Source organism: Peribacillus sp. NPDC096622 (assembly GCF_044762665.1).
Lineage (GTDB): Bacteria > Bacillota > Bacilli > Bacillales > DSM-1321 > Peribacillus > Peribacillus frigoritolerans_B.
The window spans coordinates 34,685-53,535 of sequence record NZ_JBIWES010000004.1; the positions used below are offsets into that span (position 1 = coordinate 34,685).

The following is an 18,851-nucleotide window of genomic DNA, read 5'->3' on the forward strand; positions in this document are numbered from 1 at the left end:
TTAAGCTACCATCCTGGAAACCGGTGTAAACGAAATCATCACCGGTTTTGATATATTCCTTTTTAGGCGTAAAACCTTTTTACATTTTTTCGTGAGATTCCAGTTACATAACTATGACTATACAAGGGTATTTTCATTTTCATCTAATGGGATTGGTGTTTTTGTCCATTCAGCATACGTACCAGGATCTATCGCCTTCACTTGTTCTAAAAAGGAATCTAAAAAATTTCTTTCTCGCAGGTCCTTAAATAACTCGAGAGGTCTTTTTTGTTCACGAGAAAACGAGTACACATGGTCGACTAATTTAAAACCATTCTTGGTTACAATAATATGCCGTAATGGGGCATCAATTTGTTTGAAACCTGATTTTTCCATTGTTTTTAATATATAGAGTATTCGTTTTGTTATTTCCTTGGAAAGTACAGATTGTTTTTTAAGAAACGTATTTAAATCTGGTCCTGATAGATATTCCATTAATATATAATTTGGTCCTGTTTCAAAGACTTGCGGGATAAAAGGCAAGTCTTGACTTGATAAAAGAACCATTTTTTCCTGATTTGCATGTTCAGTTTTTCCGTACAGTTTGACGCATGTCTCTTCAGAAACTCGATAAACAGCACCTTGATGCCCTTTTCCTATGAGTGTTTGTGTTATAGCGCTATCCACTTTCACTCCATTACCTGACCCTCCTGAGAGGACTGGAATGTTTCTAAAGTCCAAACTATTTTGATTGAAATAATCCTCCCACTCATTGAAGGTGTCCGGTTCAAGCTTTTTCACTTGATCTAGGAACGAGTCCTTTAATAGGATTATTTTTAAATCTCTTAATAATTTTAATGGTACAGGATGCATCCTTTTAAAGGAATTAACATGATCAATCACCTTCAGTTCCTCATTACCAACGACAAAAATATGGCGTAGGGGGGCATCTATCATGGTGAACTTTGCTTGTTTTAATTCCTTTAATATATAGAGAAGTTTCTTTACTATAGAATCAGGGATATACGTACAATTTCTCAGATATTCTTTTAAGGTCGGGGCATTAAAATATTCCATGACTATATAGTTTGGTCCTGTATCATATACCACAGGCATAAAGGGTAGATGTTTTCCAGCTTCGAGAGCTTCTTCCTCCATTCTCGCTTGTACTGGGTCTGAATAGATTTTTACACATCTATCATCTGAAAGTTGAAACACTGCACCTTGAGCACCCATTCCAATCAGAGAATAGCTAGTTGGATTGTGAATTTCCAAAGATTTTTCACCTTTGGTGACAGTAATGGTTTTAAAATCCTCCATGATCTCCTCCTAACTGCTCATCTAGGGCCTTCTGTTGTAACTTTTGAATTTTATAAAGGGCTTTTTTGACTTTTTCGGCTTTAAGAGCCTTTTTTTCTTTTTTATGATAAGCTATTTTTTCATCATTAACTTTAGCTCTCGGTTGGATTTTAGCTTTTTTTTCATTTTTATTAGATGCTACAAGTTCATCTTTAACTTTATCTTTAGTCTGCTGTTGAAGCTGCGGTAACTGTTGTAGCTGTGGAAGTTCTTGATGCCCTTGAAGCTGTTGTAGCTGTTGCATATAAATAAGGGCTTTTCTGGCTAATTCGGCTTTTTTTCTAGGCGCTGTTGTTTCGCCATCATACTTACCTTGCTGTTGAGGCTGTGGAGCCTCCTTAAGGATTTTTTTATCTATTTGGCGATGTGTTACTAAATATCGTTTACCTACTTTATAAGGGGCTACAAGTTCATCATAAAATTCAGCTTGTTGTTGAAGTTGTTGGACGAGGTTAAAGTTTTGTTCTACTTTTTGACGAGCCGCTACTGTATATGTTTCCCAAATCCCCCTGTTAGTTAGCATGAATTCAAGAGCATCTGCCAGATCATCTACATTGTTTTCTTGTACTAAAACCCCTTCTTTGTTATTTGTTATTAATTCAGGGATGCCGGCATGATTGGTCGAAATCACAGGTACCCCAATCGCCATAGCTTCTTTTAATGTATTAGGTATCCCTTCTACATCTCCATTGGCAGCTTCTAAGCTCGCGGCGCAAAATATATCTGCATTGGTCATTTGTTCTCGTACTTGATCTTTAGGGAGATGATTTAATAAACGAAAAGAGTCTCCTAAATTAAGTTGATTTGCCAATGAAATGAGATATTCTTCAAGCTCTCCTCTTCCGATAATCGTCAAGGTTGCATTTGGAAATTTCCCTCTGATTTTTTGGAAAGCTTGCATTAAGATATGATGTCCTTTTTTTTCCACCAACCTGCCGATGGATAAAATGTTTTGAGTGTCCCCTTTATGTGGAGCCCGGTATTTGAATTCGTTAAGGTCAACGCCCCCATATAGCACTCTAATTTTTTCTGAAGGACAACCCCAAGCAATTAACCTATCTGCTAAATACTGACAAACTGGAAAAAAACGCTCACCTCGATCAAATAGCATTCTCATGTTATCTAAATACCCAATGGGCTGATTAGCAAGGGTTGCATCCCTGCCTCTAATACTTGTTACCAACGGAAGGTTTGTTTCCTCTTTAAAAGGAAGTAATAACATCCCTAATTGGCCATGGTGAGCATGTAATAGGGAGATATTATTTCTTTTCACATATTCTTTTGGTGAGAAAACTTCATTGAGATAATGAACCTTCTCATTTAAAAGGGAAAGATCTATCATATACTTAGGTTGTCGTACCATATGAATATAATCATAATCAGGAACTTCTCTAATCTGTGAGATATATTGGGTCGGATCAACTCTTAAATTCAAATGCATAACTGTGTGCAAGTAAATGTTCTCCTTTCATGCATAGTAAGCAAATTTCCTGGACCGTTTCAAGTATATTATGCAGAACTGTATAGGTACGCATGGACTAATAACATACAGTAAAGCTAAATGGCAGTGAGTATGCGTTTGCCTAATACAATTGGATTGAAGTAAGTGCCATGACACAAGTTCCTTTGCAAACAATGATAATAAATACAACATGTCAATAGTTGATGTTGATCTAAGGTTTTTTAAATAGTCGCTAAAGATTTTTCTCCTATTTAAGAAATATAAAAAAAGCACCCAAGAACTATCAAAGGTGCTGCATCGCCAGTTTAAACCTATTATACGTTTTCAAAAAATCATGTTTGATCTACTGAAGTGTTTTGAAAATATTTTTCGCTTTATGTCTTGCCAATAAAAATTGCTGGTCTACCTATTGGGTAATATTCAATTTTCTTGCACGCTCTGATTCGATTTTCTTCAAGACAATTTCTCCCATCAAAAACAAGCGGTTGACTCATTGTGTTCACCAATGTTTCCAGATCTAAATGTCTAAACTCATTCCATTCGGTAACAATAAATACAGCATCCGCATTCACTGCCGCTTCTCGGACTGAGCTGGCAAATCTGATTGTATCCCCTAATATGTTCTTCGCATTATCTATTGCAACCGGATCATAAGCTACCACTTCTGCTCCAAGTTTGGTTAATGAACGTGCAATTTTGATTGATGGCGCTTCCCTCATGTCGTCTGTCTCTGGCTTGAAAGCGAGACCAAGCATTGCAACCTTTTTCCCTTTTAAATCCCCCAAGCGATTTATTGCTTTCGTTACTAGGATTTCCTGCTGAAAATCATTGATTGCAACTGTTTCTTTTAACAGGGAAAACTGTACTCCATTTAACTTGGCAGTATGAAGCAACGCTTTAACATCCTTTGGAAAACAAGACCCTCCATAACCAATGCCGGGCTGTAAAAAAGCTTCTCCGATCCTTTTATCTTTTCCCATTCCCTTTGCTACATCTTTAACATCTGCACCTACTACTCCGCATAAATTGGCAACTTCATTGATAAAGCTAATCTTAGTCGCCAAAAAGGCATTAGATGCATACTTAATCATTTCCGCACTTCGAATGCTTGTTAGTATAAATGGTACATTTAACGGACGATACATTTCTTGTACTTTCTTAGCAGCCTCATCATTTTCAGAACCGATGATGATTCGATCTGCTTGCATCGTATCCATGACGGCTGACCCTTGTCTTAAAAATTCTGGATTTGAAACCATATTAAAATTGACACTTTCGTTACAATGTTCTTCAATAATGCTTTTAATATAATCATTCGTACCAACAGGCACGGTACTCTTTATAACGACTACTGAACTCTGTACCAGGTTCGCAGCAATATCCTTCGCGGCTTGCACAATATAAGATAAATCTGCTCCCCCGTCCTCCATTTGCGGTGTTCCTACGGCAATGATGATAATCTCGGCACCATTTAGCGCTTCTCGATGAGATGTAGTAAATAGCAGTCTACCCGCTGCAGCATTTTGAGTAAGCAAATTCTCCAGACCCGGTTCATATATTGGAGAAATCCCTTTACGTAGACTTTTAATTTTCTGTTCATCTGTATCGATACAAATGACGTTATGACCTATTTCTGACAAACAGACACCAGTGGACAGCCCGACATAACCTGTACCCAAAACAGCTATTTTCATATTATTCAGGCTCTCTCTTTATAATTTGAAGGTCTTCTTTCTTATTTACATCCCTTAAATAGGAAAGTACCTCGTCTCTTATATCATCCCTGCGCAAAGCAAAGTCTATTGTTGCCTTAATGAAACCAACTTTATCACCAATATCATATCGGTTTCCCTCAAAGTTATATGCTAATACGGCCTGCTGCTTATTTAGCTCATTTATGGCATCAGTAAGTTGTAATTCATTGCCATGTCCAACCGGAAGCTTTGATAGTGTGTCAAAAATCTCAGGTCTTAAAACATAACGCCCCATTATCGCATATCTGGAAGGAGCCTCTTCCCTTTTCGGTTTTTCCACCAAAGAATCGATATGAAAAAGGTTTGGCTCAATCATTGTCCCTTTTGGCTTAATAATTCCATATTTACTGACATCCTTTTCTGGAACATTCTGAACAGCTACGACGGAACTGTTGCAATACTCAAAAACACTGATGATTTGTTTCAGACAAGGTGTTTTAGACATAACGATGTCATCCCCTAACAAAACGGCAAAAGGTTCATTTCCAATGAAGCTTTTAGCACAGAGTATTGCATGTCCTAGCCCCATCGGTTCCTTTTGGCGGACATAATAGATATTTGCCAAACTAGATATTTTCTGAACTTCCTCTAAAATATCGAGCTGATTTTTTCTTAAAAGTGCATCTTCCAACTCATAGGATTTATCAAAATGATCCTCTATTGATCTTTTACCTCTACCGATTATGATAATAATTTCCTCTATACCTGAAGCTACTGCTTCTTCAACAATATATTGAATCGTTGGTTTATCAACAATCGGCAGCATTTCCTTAGCCTGAGCTTTAGTTGCAGGCAAAAATCGGGTCCCTAGACCTGCGGCCGGAATAATGGCCTTTCGGATTTTCATAAGCTGCCTCCCTTTTGTCATTCATTAATCCTTTATATGCAATAGGACAACTTCCGGTCTAGTTAGTAGCCCAATTAGTCCTTTTTTATTTAAGGGACCAGTAGGCTATACATGTGAGAATCCCAATCTGGCCGCGGCCGGGCGTCGCAACTTGTAGGTTAGTCCAAATTAAAAACTCCATTACACTTTTTATGTAATGGAGTTACCATGGTTTTGCTGTAATGGTCGATATACGGTTCGGATAAACCACTGTGGAGCTTTTTTGCGATTCAGTAGACTAAACGATTTCCTTTTTTCTTTCTATGAAAAACTCCAGCTGTCAGAAATGAGAGCAACAATTTCTTAGATTTATATAATGGGTATCGCAGGTCCAGTTTTTAGTGACTAATCCTTTCCGCTCCCCTTTAGATCATAATATATGATGGTCTGTATTCATGGTTTTGAGGGGGGATTCTTCAAATAAAAAGGGGAGGTTTTTTAAGAGCTACGATCTATGTTGAATGGATATAGTTTATAGAATATGATTAACTACTCCTAAAGCAACAATTCTTATCATCCTTGTAGAGGGTAATGCAACACTATTACTTTCTCCGTACATGAAGAGCAAAACTTGGCATATTGGATACAATTCTAATGAATCATTCCGTTAGCAACCATCGGCTAATTCCCATGGGAACCATCGACGCAAAGGTTTCGATTTCTGCAGGAACACGCCTACACCCACTACTTCGATATCTTTGAAGTTGGTTTCTTTACCTTTTGAAGAGTCTTAAATAATTTAGAATGCACATTTTACGGATAGGAATGGCAAATACTGTGAAATCGACCTTCAATGGGGATTTTCAAATAAAGAAGAAGAGGCTTTAACAGCCTCTTCTTTATTTAGTCTCATCTTCATTTTTATTACCACTACTGCTATTAGCTATAAACATCGCAATTTGCGCCTTTTTTTCTACATCTAAATCAAGGGAATCGATTATGCTAAAAGGCGATTTTAATAAGAGGGGTTGTGGTTGTGAAATCTTCGTTATTTCTTGTAAGATTTTATTTGAAGTTTGATCTTGTTGTTTAATTAACTGATTCTGAAGTTGAATCTGAAGTTCCTTCTGTTGTTCTTCTTGGGTTTGGAGTTGGACTTGAATGTTTTCTAGTGGTTGTGAACGCTTCGATATTTCGTGTAAGACTTTATCTAAATGCTCATCTTGTTGTTTAGATAATTTCTCCTGAAGTTGAACCTGAAGTTCCTTCTGTTGTTTTTCTTGGAGTTGGAGTTGGTCTTGAATTTTTTCCAGTGGTTGTGAAATCTTCGTTATTTCTTGTAAGATTTTATTTAAAGTATCATTTTGTTGTTTAATTAACTGATTCTGAAGTTGAACCTGAAGCTCCTTCTGTTGTTTTTCTTGGAGTTGGAGTTGGACTTGAATGTTTTCCAATATATGGCTATATTTCTTCTTATTGTCTTCCCTGTGATTATCTGTTTGATCATATTTACCCATTAGGTTCCCACCCTTTTCACTATTTATTGGTTATGGAGGCACACTTGAATTACATATTGTGTAGTTGGAAAAATCGTCTTCTCAATTGACATTGCATTCACCTTTTTTGTTTCTAGTAAATCGCTTTCGTTGCAGAATCAGTATAAGGACAATCGGAGATAGTTATTTCACCATTTCCTAGTGTTGTTGTTGACATGAATGTGCTGCCGTTGCCGTTCCGATTATAATTACAGCAATGGCCTTGATTTTTTATTGTATTGTCCACATTGGTAGTAAACGTAGGAGTAGCACCTAACATACCTGGGTTTCGGTAAGTTCCTTGACTCGTCATTTTCAAAATGCTACTCGGACAACAGGAAGGTTAAGCTGGTTGCCGTGAAAGTTAAAGCAAGGACAACAACTGATTCACCGTAATCAATGAAATTATTAGTTGGTTTCTCCTTAAAACACTTGAAGCTTTCTGACTTAAGCATTGATGCTGGGAGCGAGGTCTGATTCTTCAAGAGTAATGGAAGCCCAAAGAATGGTCCAGTCTAAGCAGTCTTAATCGAAAGGGTTGGTGTCCAATTTAGGGATGTTTGAAAGTGATTCACCTCTTTTTAGTTAGGAAACCATACATGAGGTTTCCGATTTTCTTATTTGCATAGACAGAGATCTTTATAGATAAACAACTATCACCATTCTTTCTATAGTTATTCAACAAGCCTTTTAATGACTGAGCGTTTGTCATGTGTAGACGTTAAACTTATACCATCTTCCAAAAAAAAATCAAAAAAACCACTTTATCTTGGAAAATCGTTATCTGGTTGTAAAAATGATTTTACGAATATTGTAATTTGTACTTATAACTGCCGAACATGCACTTTTGCGAATGGGAGTTATGATGCTTTTCCGCCCATTTCGCAAATTTTATAGTCTGGGAGAATTCCAAACTAAAAAGTCGAACCCCTTTACGTTAAGGGTTCGACTTTCCTCTTTTAAGTTTCCCTGCTTGTACAGCATCATTGATTTTGTAGGAATCATCATGCACTTTTTTGCGATACTGGGCCGCTTTAATTCTTTGAAGCACCCAATTTCGCATATTCTCATTTATATCGCATTGAAGTCGATGTTTTTCTGCCATTCTTCATACGATTCAGGATCGATTTTCTTTGCTTGTTTCAGGAATGTATCCAATAACCCCAATTTCTTTAGATCACGAAACATCTTTGGATTATATGGATCATTCATTGTGAGGCCATCTGAATGATCGATGGCTTTCAGCACATTTCCCTTTGTTACCACAAAATGTCCGATTGAGGTCTTGATTCTAATAAATCCAACTCTCTTTAGTTCCTTTCGAATCATTATGATTTGTTCTGTAAACGATTCGGGAATATCTTGCTTTCCTTTCAAATAATCTTTTAGATTGGGACCTTTTAAATATTCCATAATTACATAGTTTGGTCCGACTTCATATAACCTCGGAACAATATGGGTTTCCTTCGCTGCTTCAAGTGCTTTCCCCTCTTTTGTTGCTGCATTGGGATTGACATAAATTTTTACGCAAATATCTTCATCAAGCTGAAAAACTGCACCTTGACTTCCTGCCCCAATTAGTTTTAATGTGGTCGGATTATGAATAAGAAGTTCCTTTTTACCGTTCTTTTCTATTCTTTCAACCTTTATTAATTTAAAATCATTCATCTAATCTACCACCTCTTTTCTACTTTTGGACAACCATAATATCTATAATATGAAATCATCGATTAGTTGCTTTAGGTTAATAACACTTTTTCACAAAATTAAGTCATACCTTCTTTTCCTAGCTTCTTAAGTACGAGATATTAGCAATTGATCCATTATTCTCTTAAGGAATGCTTTTCCCAGCGTTTATTCAGTGTCTTATGCTCATGCACATACAATTAAGAACTTTACAAAAAACAAACAAATATATGTACTTGTCCGTTTCGAATCTTTTCTATTTTGCATTTACTATAAAAGAGCATTAACCAGTAACGAAATGATCAGAAGGAGACTTGAGATGGGATACATTGAAGATTTACGTGCTCTCGTTGGAACTAGAGCTTTGATACTTACTGGAGTCACCGTTTTGGTTATCGATCAGAACAGCCGTTTTCTGATGGTACAATCCGAAAAAATGTGGAAATTGCCAGGCGGCTTCATCGAATTAGGAGAATCTGCGGAAGAAGCCTGCAGACGTGAAATTTTGGAGGAAACAGGAATTAACATCGGCACCCTTCAATTAATTGGCGTTTTTTCAGGGAAGGACTATTTTACGGAGCTGCCTAATGGTGATCAATACTTTCCAGTCAACATTGCTTACGTTACCGAAGAAATACTCAGCGGAGATTTAAAACCTGATGATATAGAAATACAAAAAGTACAATTTTTTAAATGGTCCGCTTTTCCGAAAGATCTATCTGAACGAGATCGACAAATATTTCAAAGTTTTATCGAAAATTTGATTTTAGAGAGAAGAAAGGGATTGAAATAGTGAAGACAATCGCTTTTTACATTAGGGAACCTATAAAAATAAATCAAGGATTTATGTACAATCAGATCATTATGTTGGATCAATATCGTCCTATTGTTATAGGACCTTACCCAAATTGTAACAATGTTCAATTTCAGTTTGAACATTATTATAATTTGAACGAAATTCAAGACCTTGGAGCCTTCTTTAAGGAGCAAAATGTCGTCGTGATTCACGCTCATCAAGGGAAACATTCCATCGATATTTTACCAACAGCTATAGAGTATGATATTCCTTTGGTTGTACATTTTCGAGGACGTGATTCTTCCACGCAAACATATAAGAGATTTCGCAAAAATGTCCTACGATATCAAAATTTGGTAAAATATGGGTCTGCTTGTTTTTCAGTTTGCCATTTTCTTGCAGATGAATTAAAAAAATTAGGATTTAAAGAAGATAAAATACATGTACTATATGGGGGGCTAGATTTAGATTTATACCCATTTGTCCAACGTTCCCTACCTAAGGAAGGAGAAATCCGAATCTTGTCCGTTGCCAGACTTGTCGAGAAAAAAGGATTTCTTACGCTTTTGAAGGCTTTTCAACGGATTCATCAGGAATACCCAAGAACGACGCTGCACATCATTGGGACAGGTGAAGATGAAGAGAAGATAAGAGTTTTCATTGATGAAAACCACTTAAACGAACATGTTTTTCTTAGGGGGCCAATGGATTCTAACCAAATTTCCAAGGAATTAAGTGATTCCCATCTCTTTTGCCTTGCCAGTGAAACGGGCGAAGATGGCGATGTAGAAGGGATACCAAATGCATTAAAAGAAGCCATGGCAAGCGGTTTACCAGTCATCTCCACCTTTCACGGAGGGATCCCGGAATTGATTGAGCATAAAAAAACAGGATACCTAGTTCCTGAGAAAGATGATTTAAAATTGGCTCAAGGTATAAAATATTTCCTTAGTCATCCAAGAGTATGGAAGAGATATACCAGAAGTGCAAGACAGGTAATTGATGAAAATTTTGATTTGAATAAACAAATCATCGAACAACAAAGGCTATACAGCTTAATAGAAAAAAATAACGAAGTTAATTGATTGGAAACAATGGTTCAGTCCAAAATTCCAGTTGAGTTCGTAAAAAAAATTAATTGCTGGAACGCTATATGACATTATTTTTGCGACGGTAAAAAGTATGTAGTGAAATGAACTAGTAATTGAGTATGTGAGCAGTATATTAGCAATGTTACTTCCCTTCCCTTTTGTCCCCTTCGGACTAGTGTATACCCAAGACGCAATCATAAGTATATTCCTAACAAATTAAGTTCAGGATGCCAATCTATGTGTTTATTAATCGAAAACAGTATTGTACTAGATGAAATATTTAAAGCTTTTGCATCAAAGACGTAAGAAAATCACAATATGCTTACCGATTGGTGGTATTCGATCTTTAGGTGAATAAAATCGATTAAACCATAAATATTTTCCTTCTAATTCAGCTTAGTAAAGGCGGCTTTTTTTATCCTAACATGTTTTCCTAGTGGACTCAGTGGTCTGCAAAAACGCTTTCTCAGAAACTGAATCCTTTATCAACAAACGTACCCATGGGGGCCTTCTCCATGCTAAATGAACATCATTTGGATAAAAAATTTTATCCCTTCCAGTACGAATTAACTATGAAGTTACCCAATCCATCCCTGTAGAGTGGGGAGTCTCGAAGGAGGAAAGTGAAGTACAGTACAAATTCCTTTTGGAACAGAAAAAGTCATTTATCGAACCCTATAACCAATTTCATCAATCAATGCGGAAGCAATATGGTTAATAAAAAAGCTAAGGTGAAAATGAAAAAGAGCTAGACAAATATTTTTAAAGGAGACAAAGTGATATGACAAAATATCCAGTTCGATATGTACAAACATTAAGGGGGGGAACTGCACATGTCATTCTTTTCAGCGATGGTAAAGAATATGTCGTGAAGTGGTTCGATACTAAGAAAGGAAGAGAAAAGGAAGTGGTCAATGAATACCTTATCGGCAAATTGGCAGAGCTCCTTTCCCTTCCCGTAATCCCATTTGATCTTGTATATATACCGGAAGAATTCATAAAGAAAACTCCTGAATTACAATCCACTAAACACAACTATAGTTCTGGATACCAATATGGCTGTGTTTTTATTAAAAACAGTACAGTTTTCGAGAATGTTAGAGAAAATCCTCCCACTAAGACGGATGTTAAAAACCGAGATATGCTTGCCGGTATAACGGTATTCGACCAATGGGTGAATAACTCTGACCGTGGTACGATGAATGTCATTTTGGAAAATCTCAGTGATGGCGGCTATTATGTCCATATGATTGATCATGGCAGAGTTTTTCCAGGACGCTACCAATGGTCTGCTCAAACGCTAAGTGAAACACCGGTATATAACTACCATTGGCCTTTTTATAAATGGGCCTTCTCTCTTCTCAATGATCACAAAGAGCTTACATCGTTTATAGAAAAAATAGTGAAATTGCCGAACAAATCGATCTATCAAGTGATCGAATCCATCCCTAAAGAGTGGAATGTGAAAACGAAGGATAGAGAAGCTCTCTACAAGTTTCTTTTAGAACAGAAAAATAAATTGCCTGATATCGTTGAACGTATCATCCAGCATCATAGCAATCCAAAATAACGCTGGTTTCTTCCACAGAAAAAAGTAACTCCTTATTTGCTTTAAAGGAGTTACTTTTTTTATTTATAAATCTTTCCATTCCATATAGGATTCGGGATCCAATTCTTTTAATTCTTCCAAAAACAATGGTAATAGACCCAACTTTTTTAAGCCTTTGAATATCAACTCTGGCCTGTTTCGAATCCTTGTATAGGAGCTATAATGATCTATTACTTTTAATTCCTCTCCCTTAGTTACAATAATGTGGCGCAAATCGGCATCCAATCTGGTAAACTTTAAACGCTTCATTTCTTTTAGCACAAAAAGAATTTGCCTCATCAATTTTTCGGATAGGATCCCTCCAGATTCTAAATATTGAAATAAAGTTGGCCCTTCAAGATATTCCATAATAATATAGTTATGCCCCACCTCATAAAGCCGTGGAATAGTGGGAGACTCCTGTGCAATTTTTAATACATTCCCCTCTTTAGCCGCATATTCTGGTTTTGCACAAATTTTCACACATTTGTCTGAAGAAATTTTAAAAACGGCCCCTTGCGCCCCCTTTCCAATCAGCGAAAACGACGTTGGATTTTTTATTACATTTACTTTTTTAATTCCTTCAGTAACACAGATGGATTTAAAGTCCTCCACTTTACATCACTCCTTTACATACCCTATCGTACTATTACTTTTTATCCTTTGTTTCTTTATCTCTAAGATTCTTGAACAGCTCCGTACTGCTGATAATTGGTGACGAACCTCTGCCCCTTTATCATTGTGACACATTCTGAAAGTAAACGTCTTCCATTAATGATTTATAGGGTTGAAAGAATAGCTTAATAAAAACAGTTTTTGTAAAAGCCCTTCTATAATAAAAGGGGATTTTAGTGAAAATACAAATCTAGACAAAGAGACTGGTTCATAGTGTGTGCTTACTATATTTTATGTAAAAAATAAAAGTTTGCTATAGTCAAGCGCCAGTTCATCCAGTAATTTTTACTGGACGACCTCATGATACGAAGCATTGTTAGCGGGTAGCGGAAATAAGAAACAGTTATATAACAATGTTCATGGTATAATCAAAATAGGAAAACGCTTACAGAGATAATTTAAACTAATGGTTCAGAAAATTCATTCTTTTGGGAGTCGATGAAAGTTGACAGTGGATAATAAAATAAGTAAAGAACAAACTATTTTTAATCATAATGGAAATAAAATCAAAACGGAAGACAGAGAAATTAATGTAATTGCTAGACTAGAAGAACCTCTAATTGTAGTTTTAGGAAACGTTTTGAGTGACGAAGAATGTGACGGACTTATTGAATTGTCAAAAGACAAAATGCATCGTTCCAAAATTGGGGTTACGCACGAAGTAAATGAATTAAGAACAAGCAGCAGCATGTTTTTTCAAGAAAATGAATATGACATCATTACCAAAATTGAAAAAAGGATATCAACAATCATGAATATACCCATTGAACATGGAGAAGGTATTCAAATTCTTAAATACACTCCAGGACAAGAGTATAAAGCTCATTTTGATTTTTTTACATCTTCAAGTATAGCAGCAAAAAATAATAGAATTAGCACAATCATCTTGTACTTAAATGATGTGGAGCATGGTGGGGAAACTTTTTTTCCGAAACTGAATTTTTCAGTGTCACCGAGTAAGGGAATGGCTGTGTACTTCGAATATTTCTACAACGATAATAACCTAAACGAACTAACTTTACATGGTGGAGCGCCAGTTATCACTGGTGAAAAATGGGTTGCAACACAATGGATGAGGAGACAAAAAAATCTCTTATAATGTGTAAACGATAGACTTTATAAGCCTCAATATTAGGTGCCAAATAAACTATGGCACCTATTGTTCATTTGGAATCTGTTTTATTTAAAATGTCCACACGAAAAAGTCAAAATAAAAATGTTCCCTTGAAGTCCAAAATTTCCGGGAGGTCTTTACCCTAAACAATCAATTCGTTTCAAAACATACTATTGCCCTAGAATTTTTAAGTTTGATAAAAAAATACTTTGTTTGTATTTAATCACTATTCATTTACCTTTGATGCTCTTTCTAAAATCATCGTAATCAGTCTTTATGTAATGAAAAACCTTTGCGTTGCCATTATGGTCTGGATGAGTTATTTTTAATAACCCTTTATATTCAGCCAACACTTCTTTATTGCTCGCCATTTTAGAAAGCCCTAACTTTTTACTATAATCATTTGATTGAGCAGCGGAGTCCATATTGTAATTGTTTCTGATGTTTTCCTTTAATTTTATCAATTCATTACGTAATTCAATATTTTCTTTCAATAAATCCTTAGTTTCATTTTGCAATTCACTTTTCTCATTCTTTAGTATGGCAACTTCCTTTTTGAACATATCCCTTTGCTGAATCAATATTCTTTTTGCAGTCTCATGAAGTTCTTCGATTCCTTCTATATGCTTATCTTGAGCTTGTATTTTCAATTTTAATCGGTGTATGATTTCGTCCTTGTTTTTATCTATAAAATCATTTATAGCCAGCTTTGAATCTGTTTCATCGCTTATGTATACAGTGCTCCTCTTTCCGTTGCCCGCATTTTTAATCTTACCTTCTTGAAGCCAGCGCCTTACAGTCTGTATGCTATTACTTTCTGTTATTCCTGCATCTTTTAACATTTCAAATGCTTGGTCTGTGTCATCCATTATGTATCCGGTTTTTCTATTCACGCTTCCTCCCTCATATTTAATCTTACCTTCACGAAGCCAGCGTCTAACAGTTTGTATGCTGCTGCTTTCTGATACTCCTGCATCCTTTAACAGGTAGAAAGCTTGATCTGTGTTCACGTTGTTCCACTTCCCCCTTATTACGCAATGAAATGCCACTTCGAATGATTAGCCTATTAAAAGGAATATTTTTTTATACACTATGCGGCTAATATGACTGCCAATGTTTTAAATAATAGCATAGCCATATTCTAAACAAAGAACAAACAGATGAAGAATATATGACGAATATCACAGAGAGATAACGATAAGATATCAAAGTTAAAGTGTGGAACCAGAAAAAATTATCGGAAACTATGTAATCATGATATCCATGGTGGAATTGGTTATTAGGAGCAATATAAATACTTTCAAATTGAATCCATGGTCAAGGGACAGTGTGAAGAATACGCAGAAAGGGGTATTTGGAACTTTTCTGAATGCCATATTACATAGACGTCAATTCACCTTAAATACTATGCTACCGTGTGGAGTGAACTTTGGCAGCATAGTAAATGCGATGAGGTATCATATATACTAATATTAAAAATCCCAATCTCTCAGTGATATAAATGAGAAATTGGGTTTTATTTATTCAACAAAATACAGTTGCAACTAAAAGTAACCAAGGTAGCAGCTGTTATTATTTAACTAGGGAAAATTATTGTTGACCCTCTGTATAAACTTGAAAGGTTACACCGAATTTGTCTGTTACAATCCCATAAGCGGGGCTGAAAAAAGCTTCCTGCAGCGGCATTTTCACTTCTCCGCCTTGAGACAAAGTTTCAAAGATTCGTTTTGATTTTTCAATATCGTTTATTGAAATACAGATCGTTACTTGATCTCCAGACTGACTGGTTTGACCTGGAAACGTATCGGAAAACATGAGGTCCGTTTCCCCAACCTTTAACATTGCGTGTGCCACAAGATCCTTTGCTTCTTCTGGCAGAGGAAATTCAGGGTTTTCTGGCATTTCCCCAAAAGTTTGATTAAAAAGGACTTTTGCATCCAATGCTTCTTCGTAAAATTGGATCGCTTCCTTCGCATTTCCGTTCATCATTAAATATGGAGATAATCGCATGGTCATAATTAAATAACTCCTTTTGCTTTGATTTTTTTCTTAGCTCGGGAAATTTCCAAGCTTCCTTATGAACTGACAATGGCAATAATCACTATACCATTATTACCCATGATTGTATTTTATAACACAGAACACGTGTTCGTCAATGAAAATCTACTGAAAACTTCAAATTTTTTTGTTAATATTGAATTGAAATTTCCAAGGTGGTTTGTTTGTCAAGGTATTTCACGATGATCCATTCAGGAAAACTACTATTTATCACCAAAATTTGATTTTGTTTATTATCGGTTTTTAAAATCCATGAAGCATTTCAAACAAGAACAAGGTGAAATGAAAAAGGTATGATCCCAGTAGATTACCGGTATCATACCTCAAGACTGTTTAAAAAGTGTTTAATTTATTGTGATTTGGGTTTAAATCTAATTAACTTGCTATCATTTCTGAATCTTGTGCTTTTTTAAGGTTTGGTAACTTAGAGTCTATAGATAGGAATCGACTTCCATTCAATAGTAGGTGAAGTGCGATAATCATAAGAACGAGATCCAGTTCGTACCCTGAGCCTTCTCCATTCCCCAAAAAACCTGCGGGGAATTTCACATAAACAATTGCACCAGCCATGATGAATACAAGGAGAGCAGAAATTATTCTTGTACCAAGACCAATTATTAAAGCAATTCCTCCAACCAATTCAATAAAACCGACTACATAGGCCATGAATCCCGGAATTCCTATACTTTGAAACCATCCTGAAGTGTTATCCAATCCACCTTTGAATTTTGACAGACCATGCAAGAAAAATGAAATTCCCAACATAACTCTTAATAAAAAGGTACCGATTTCATGTTTATTCATGACACATCTCCTTTTTTTTATTTTACACTACAAAGTGTAGTGTAATGTGGTAATAAAATCAAGTGAAAGTCATCAGACAATCACTATAGTCATTCCTAACAATATAACCAAAACATAAATAGAAACAAAAATCGTGGTAGTTTCAGCCCTTAAAGGAATTGTTTTATTGGGATCAATTAATTGCTGAAGTCTATAGTTAACTGATTCATTCGAGAAATGAACAAGGACAGGAGAGGATTTATCAGTGCAACCATGTTTAATTAACTTCAATAAAGCGGCACTTATACCTAATTCGGTCCCCATTTTATTAATCGCATTTTCGTCGGCTGATAATTCACTTATTATTTTGTAATTTTTATGACACCATTTTGCCAGCGGGACAAACCATAACGCATCTGAAATCAACTGTAAAATAAAGATTACCAATGGATCATATTTCTTTTGGTGAAAGGCTTCATGCTCCACTACCGCTTCTAGTTCATCAAAGTCCAGTAATCGAATTAAACCAGTACTGAACACAATGAAAGGGCGCCTGAAACCAAGTGTAAACGCAAGAGGCTGTTCAGCGTTCACAACTAAGATATCATTGTTGACCCGTTTGAATGTTTCATTTATATTTTTTGTCATATCAACGTTTTTTGAAAGAAAAAGCTTTTGTTTAAACCTTCTGGATAAGAAATATTGCTCTGTAACTTTAAGAAAGGTGCTCAATATACTATAGGATATTATTATACTGAGCAGTGTGACGACCACAAAGTAGTATACTGAATCTTCCTTGAATAAACTAAAACAAAATTTTAAAAAATTAGCTTTAATATTCACACCAAAAAAGATGTGTACTAAAAACGCTCCCATTTGGCACCATACTACACAGGCAATTAAAAGACTCAGGCTTATCAAAAAATAAGACTTTCTCTTCCACATTATAATTTATCCTTTTTTAACGATTGAATTTTTTGTTCCAATTTTTCAATTAAACCTTGGTCAGCGTCTTTCATGGCATCCAGCATATGGCTGATGACCGCCCCACCAAATTCATCCAGCAAGTTCTCAGTCAGTTTCTTTGACTGCTCTTCTAAAAACTCCTCTTTGGACTGCACCGGGCGAAATAATGAAAGCCTTCCTTCAGACCTCTTTTCAAGAAAGCCTTTTTCAACTAAACGATTCATGACGGTCATTACCGTGTTGAAATTGATAGGTTTGTCAAGTTCCAATGATTGTTGAACCGCTTTAATGCTTTGTTCATCTTTATCCCATAAATATTCCATGATATTAGCTTCCAATGGACCAAAGAAACGATTCAGTCCAACTTCATCATATTTAAAATTTTTAATATTCATCCTGTCCCACCTCCCACTACAAATTGTAGTGGAAATCACCTCTACAATCAAGTTTCATCTGGAAAATTAGAACGTTGATATCCACTCCAGGCGCTCGGCTCGCTTTCCGCTTGCGGTCCGGGAGCCTCCTCAGAACTCCTTACGCGAGTGGGGTCTCCATTGGACTCGGTTTTCCCGCAGGAGTCTCGAACACCCGCTCCAATCAACGGAAACGTTTATAAATGAAAACTGCGGGCAAACTGGCTTTTCTTCGAGTTTGACTACAGTCTGAAAGCCTCGGCTTTTGCAGGCATGCTTCAATAATCAATAGTAATCCTTTGGCCCCCTATTTCCTCAAATTTACAAATCTTTATAAAGAAGGAAGTCTGTAAATCAATTTGTGAAATTATAATGTGTCTTGAGCTTCTTTAGATAGCATTCTGAAAGGAACACACAGTACTTTCTGATCCAATTATTGGGCCAGATTATGTAGCAGCGCAGCTGGGGTATTAAGAAGCAATTTCAGAGGATTTTTTTAAGCTTACTACAAAACTTGCAGGAGGGATCCTTCAAAAATTTGCTAACTACCAAATTAATCATAGGGGATTTTTCATCTTACGAAAGATTTCCCTTTATGAGTGTAATAAAGGGAACAATGTATTTTTTGTTCCATCAGAACAAGAAGCGATTGATAAATTGTCTAAAGAACTATAAACATTAACAGAAAAATTCTCAAAAAAGACCGGGGATTTTTTGCCCGGTTTTCTCATTGAGCTAACTCAGCTAATAGAAGCAACTTAAACCT

The 18,851-nt window shown here is 36.0% G+C and carries 17 protein-coding genes; 5 read left to right on the forward strand and 12 right to left on the reverse strand.

What is annotated here, in order from left to right:
* Positions 1–117: 117 nt before the first annotated feature.
* The 6 genes from ACIQYG_RS09080 to ACIQYG_RS09105 form a co-directional block, all read right to left on the reverse strand.
* Complete coding sequence (locus ACIQYG_RS09080) at positions 118–1,299, reverse strand: hypothetical protein (RefSeq protein WP_402837256.1); 1,182 nt, start codon at positions 1,297–1,299, stop codon at positions 118–120.
* Entirely contained in the window at positions 1,286–2,791 is a 1,506-nt protein-coding gene (locus ACIQYG_RS09085; protein WP_402837258.1) for a glycosyltransferase, read from the reverse strand. Before ACIQYG_RS09085 ends, ACIQYG_RS09080 begins: the two co-directional genes overlap by 14 nt.
* A gap of 383 nt (positions 2,792–3,174) precedes the next feature.
* The gene (locus ACIQYG_RS09090; protein ID WP_402837260.1) at positions 3,175–4,494 is read right to left on the reverse strand and encodes a UDP-glucose dehydrogenase family protein; all 1,320 of its coding nucleotides are present in this window, start codon (positions 4,492–4,494) and stop codon (positions 3,175–3,177) included.
* A gap of 1 nt (position 4,495) precedes the next feature.
* On the reverse strand, positions 4,496–5,401 hold the full coding sequence (galU, locus tag ACIQYG_RS09095; RefSeq protein ID WP_402837262.1) for a UTP--glucose-1-phosphate uridylyltransferase GalU: 906 nt from the start codon (positions 5,399–5,401) through the stop codon (positions 4,496–4,498).
* An 878-nt stretch (positions 5,402–6,279) separates the two neighbouring features.
* Positions 6,280–6,897, reverse strand: coding sequence for a hypothetical protein (locus ACIQYG_RS09100; protein WP_402837264.1), 618 nt, complete (start codon positions 6,895–6,897; stop codon positions 6,280–6,282).
* Between the two features lie 1,089 nt (positions 6,898–7,986).
* Entirely contained in the window at positions 7,987–8,583 is a 597-nt protein-coding gene (locus tag ACIQYG_RS09105) for a serine/threonine protein kinase (protein ID WP_402837266.1), read from the reverse strand.
* A 337-nt stretch (positions 8,584–8,920) separates the two neighbouring features.
* On the opposite strand from ACIQYG_RS09105, the gene ACIQYG_RS09110 reads away from it, so the two are divergent.
* The 3 genes from ACIQYG_RS09110 to ACIQYG_RS09120 all read left to right on the forward strand — a co-directional run bounded on the left by ACIQYG_RS09110 (position 8,921) and on the right by ACIQYG_RS09120 (position 12,058).
* Positions 8,921–9,394 (forward strand): NUDIX hydrolase, encoded by a 474-nt coding sequence (locus tag ACIQYG_RS09110; protein WP_402837268.1) that lies wholly within the window; start codon positions 8,921–8,923, stop codon positions 9,392–9,394.
* Positions 9,394–10,482, forward strand: a complete 1,089-nt coding sequence (locus tag ACIQYG_RS09115) for a glycosyltransferase (protein WP_402837270.1) — start codon at positions 9,394–9,396, stop codon at positions 10,480–10,482. Before ACIQYG_RS09110 ends, ACIQYG_RS09115 begins: the two co-directional genes overlap by 1 nt.
* A 787-nt stretch (positions 10,483–11,269) precedes the next feature.
* Positions 11,270–12,058: a HipA family kinase gene (locus ACIQYG_RS09120; RefSeq protein ID WP_402837272.1), complete on the forward strand. Its 789-nt coding sequence runs from the start codon at positions 11,270–11,272 to the stop codon at positions 12,056–12,058.
* A gap of 63 nt (positions 12,059–12,121) precedes the next feature.
* Here ACIQYG_RS09120 and ACIQYG_RS09125 read toward each other — a convergent pair whose 3' ends face one another.
* Positions 12,122–12,691, reverse strand: a complete 570-nt coding sequence (locus ACIQYG_RS09125) for a kinase (protein ID WP_402837274.1) — start codon at positions 12,689–12,691, stop codon at positions 12,122–12,124.
* A 505-nt stretch (positions 12,692–13,196) separates the two neighbouring features.
* Between ACIQYG_RS09125 and ACIQYG_RS09130 the strand changes: the two genes are divergently transcribed.
* On the forward strand, positions 13,197–13,850 hold the full coding sequence (locus ACIQYG_RS09130) for a 2OG-Fe(II) oxygenase (protein WP_402837276.1): 654 nt from the start codon (positions 13,197–13,199) through the stop codon (positions 13,848–13,850).
* Positions 13,851–14,095: 245 nt separating this feature from the next.
* Here ACIQYG_RS09130 and ACIQYG_RS09135 read toward each other — a convergent pair whose 3' ends face one another.
* From ACIQYG_RS09135 to ACIQYG_RS09155, 5 genes are all read right to left on the reverse strand, one after another.
* On the reverse strand, positions 14,096–14,758 hold the full coding sequence (locus ACIQYG_RS09135; protein ID WP_402837278.1) for a hypothetical protein: 663 nt from the start codon (positions 14,756–14,758) through the stop codon (positions 14,096–14,098).
* Between the two features lie 697 nt (positions 14,759–15,455).
* Positions 15,456–15,881, reverse strand: coding sequence for a VOC family protein (locus tag ACIQYG_RS09140; protein ID WP_402837280.1), 426 nt, complete (start codon positions 15,879–15,881; stop codon positions 15,456–15,458).
* A gap of 417 nt (positions 15,882–16,298) precedes the next feature.
* Positions 16,299–16,727, reverse strand: a complete 429-nt coding sequence (locus tag ACIQYG_RS09145) for a DoxX family protein (protein WP_402837282.1) — start codon at positions 16,725–16,727, stop codon at positions 16,299–16,301.
* A gap of 72 nt (positions 16,728–16,799) precedes the next feature.
* Entirely contained in the window at positions 16,800–17,651 is an 852-nt protein-coding gene (locus tag ACIQYG_RS09150) for a M56 family metallopeptidase (protein ID WP_402837284.1), read from the reverse strand.
* A complete protein-coding gene (locus ACIQYG_RS09155) occupies positions 17,651–18,067 on the reverse strand; it encodes a BlaI/MecI/CopY family transcriptional regulator (RefSeq protein WP_402837286.1) in 417 nt (138 codons plus the stop codon). Before ACIQYG_RS09155 ends, ACIQYG_RS09150 begins: the two co-directional genes overlap by 1 nt.
* Positions 18,068–18,565: 498 nt before the next feature.
* Here ACIQYG_RS09155 and ACIQYG_RS09160 point away from each other — a divergent pair, with 498 nt between their 5' ends.
* Positions 18,566–18,760: a DUF4180 domain-containing protein gene (locus ACIQYG_RS09160; RefSeq protein ID WP_402837882.1), complete on the forward strand. Its 195-nt coding sequence runs from the start codon at positions 18,566–18,568 to the stop codon at positions 18,758–18,760.
* Positions 18,761–18,851 lie beyond the last annotated feature (91 nt).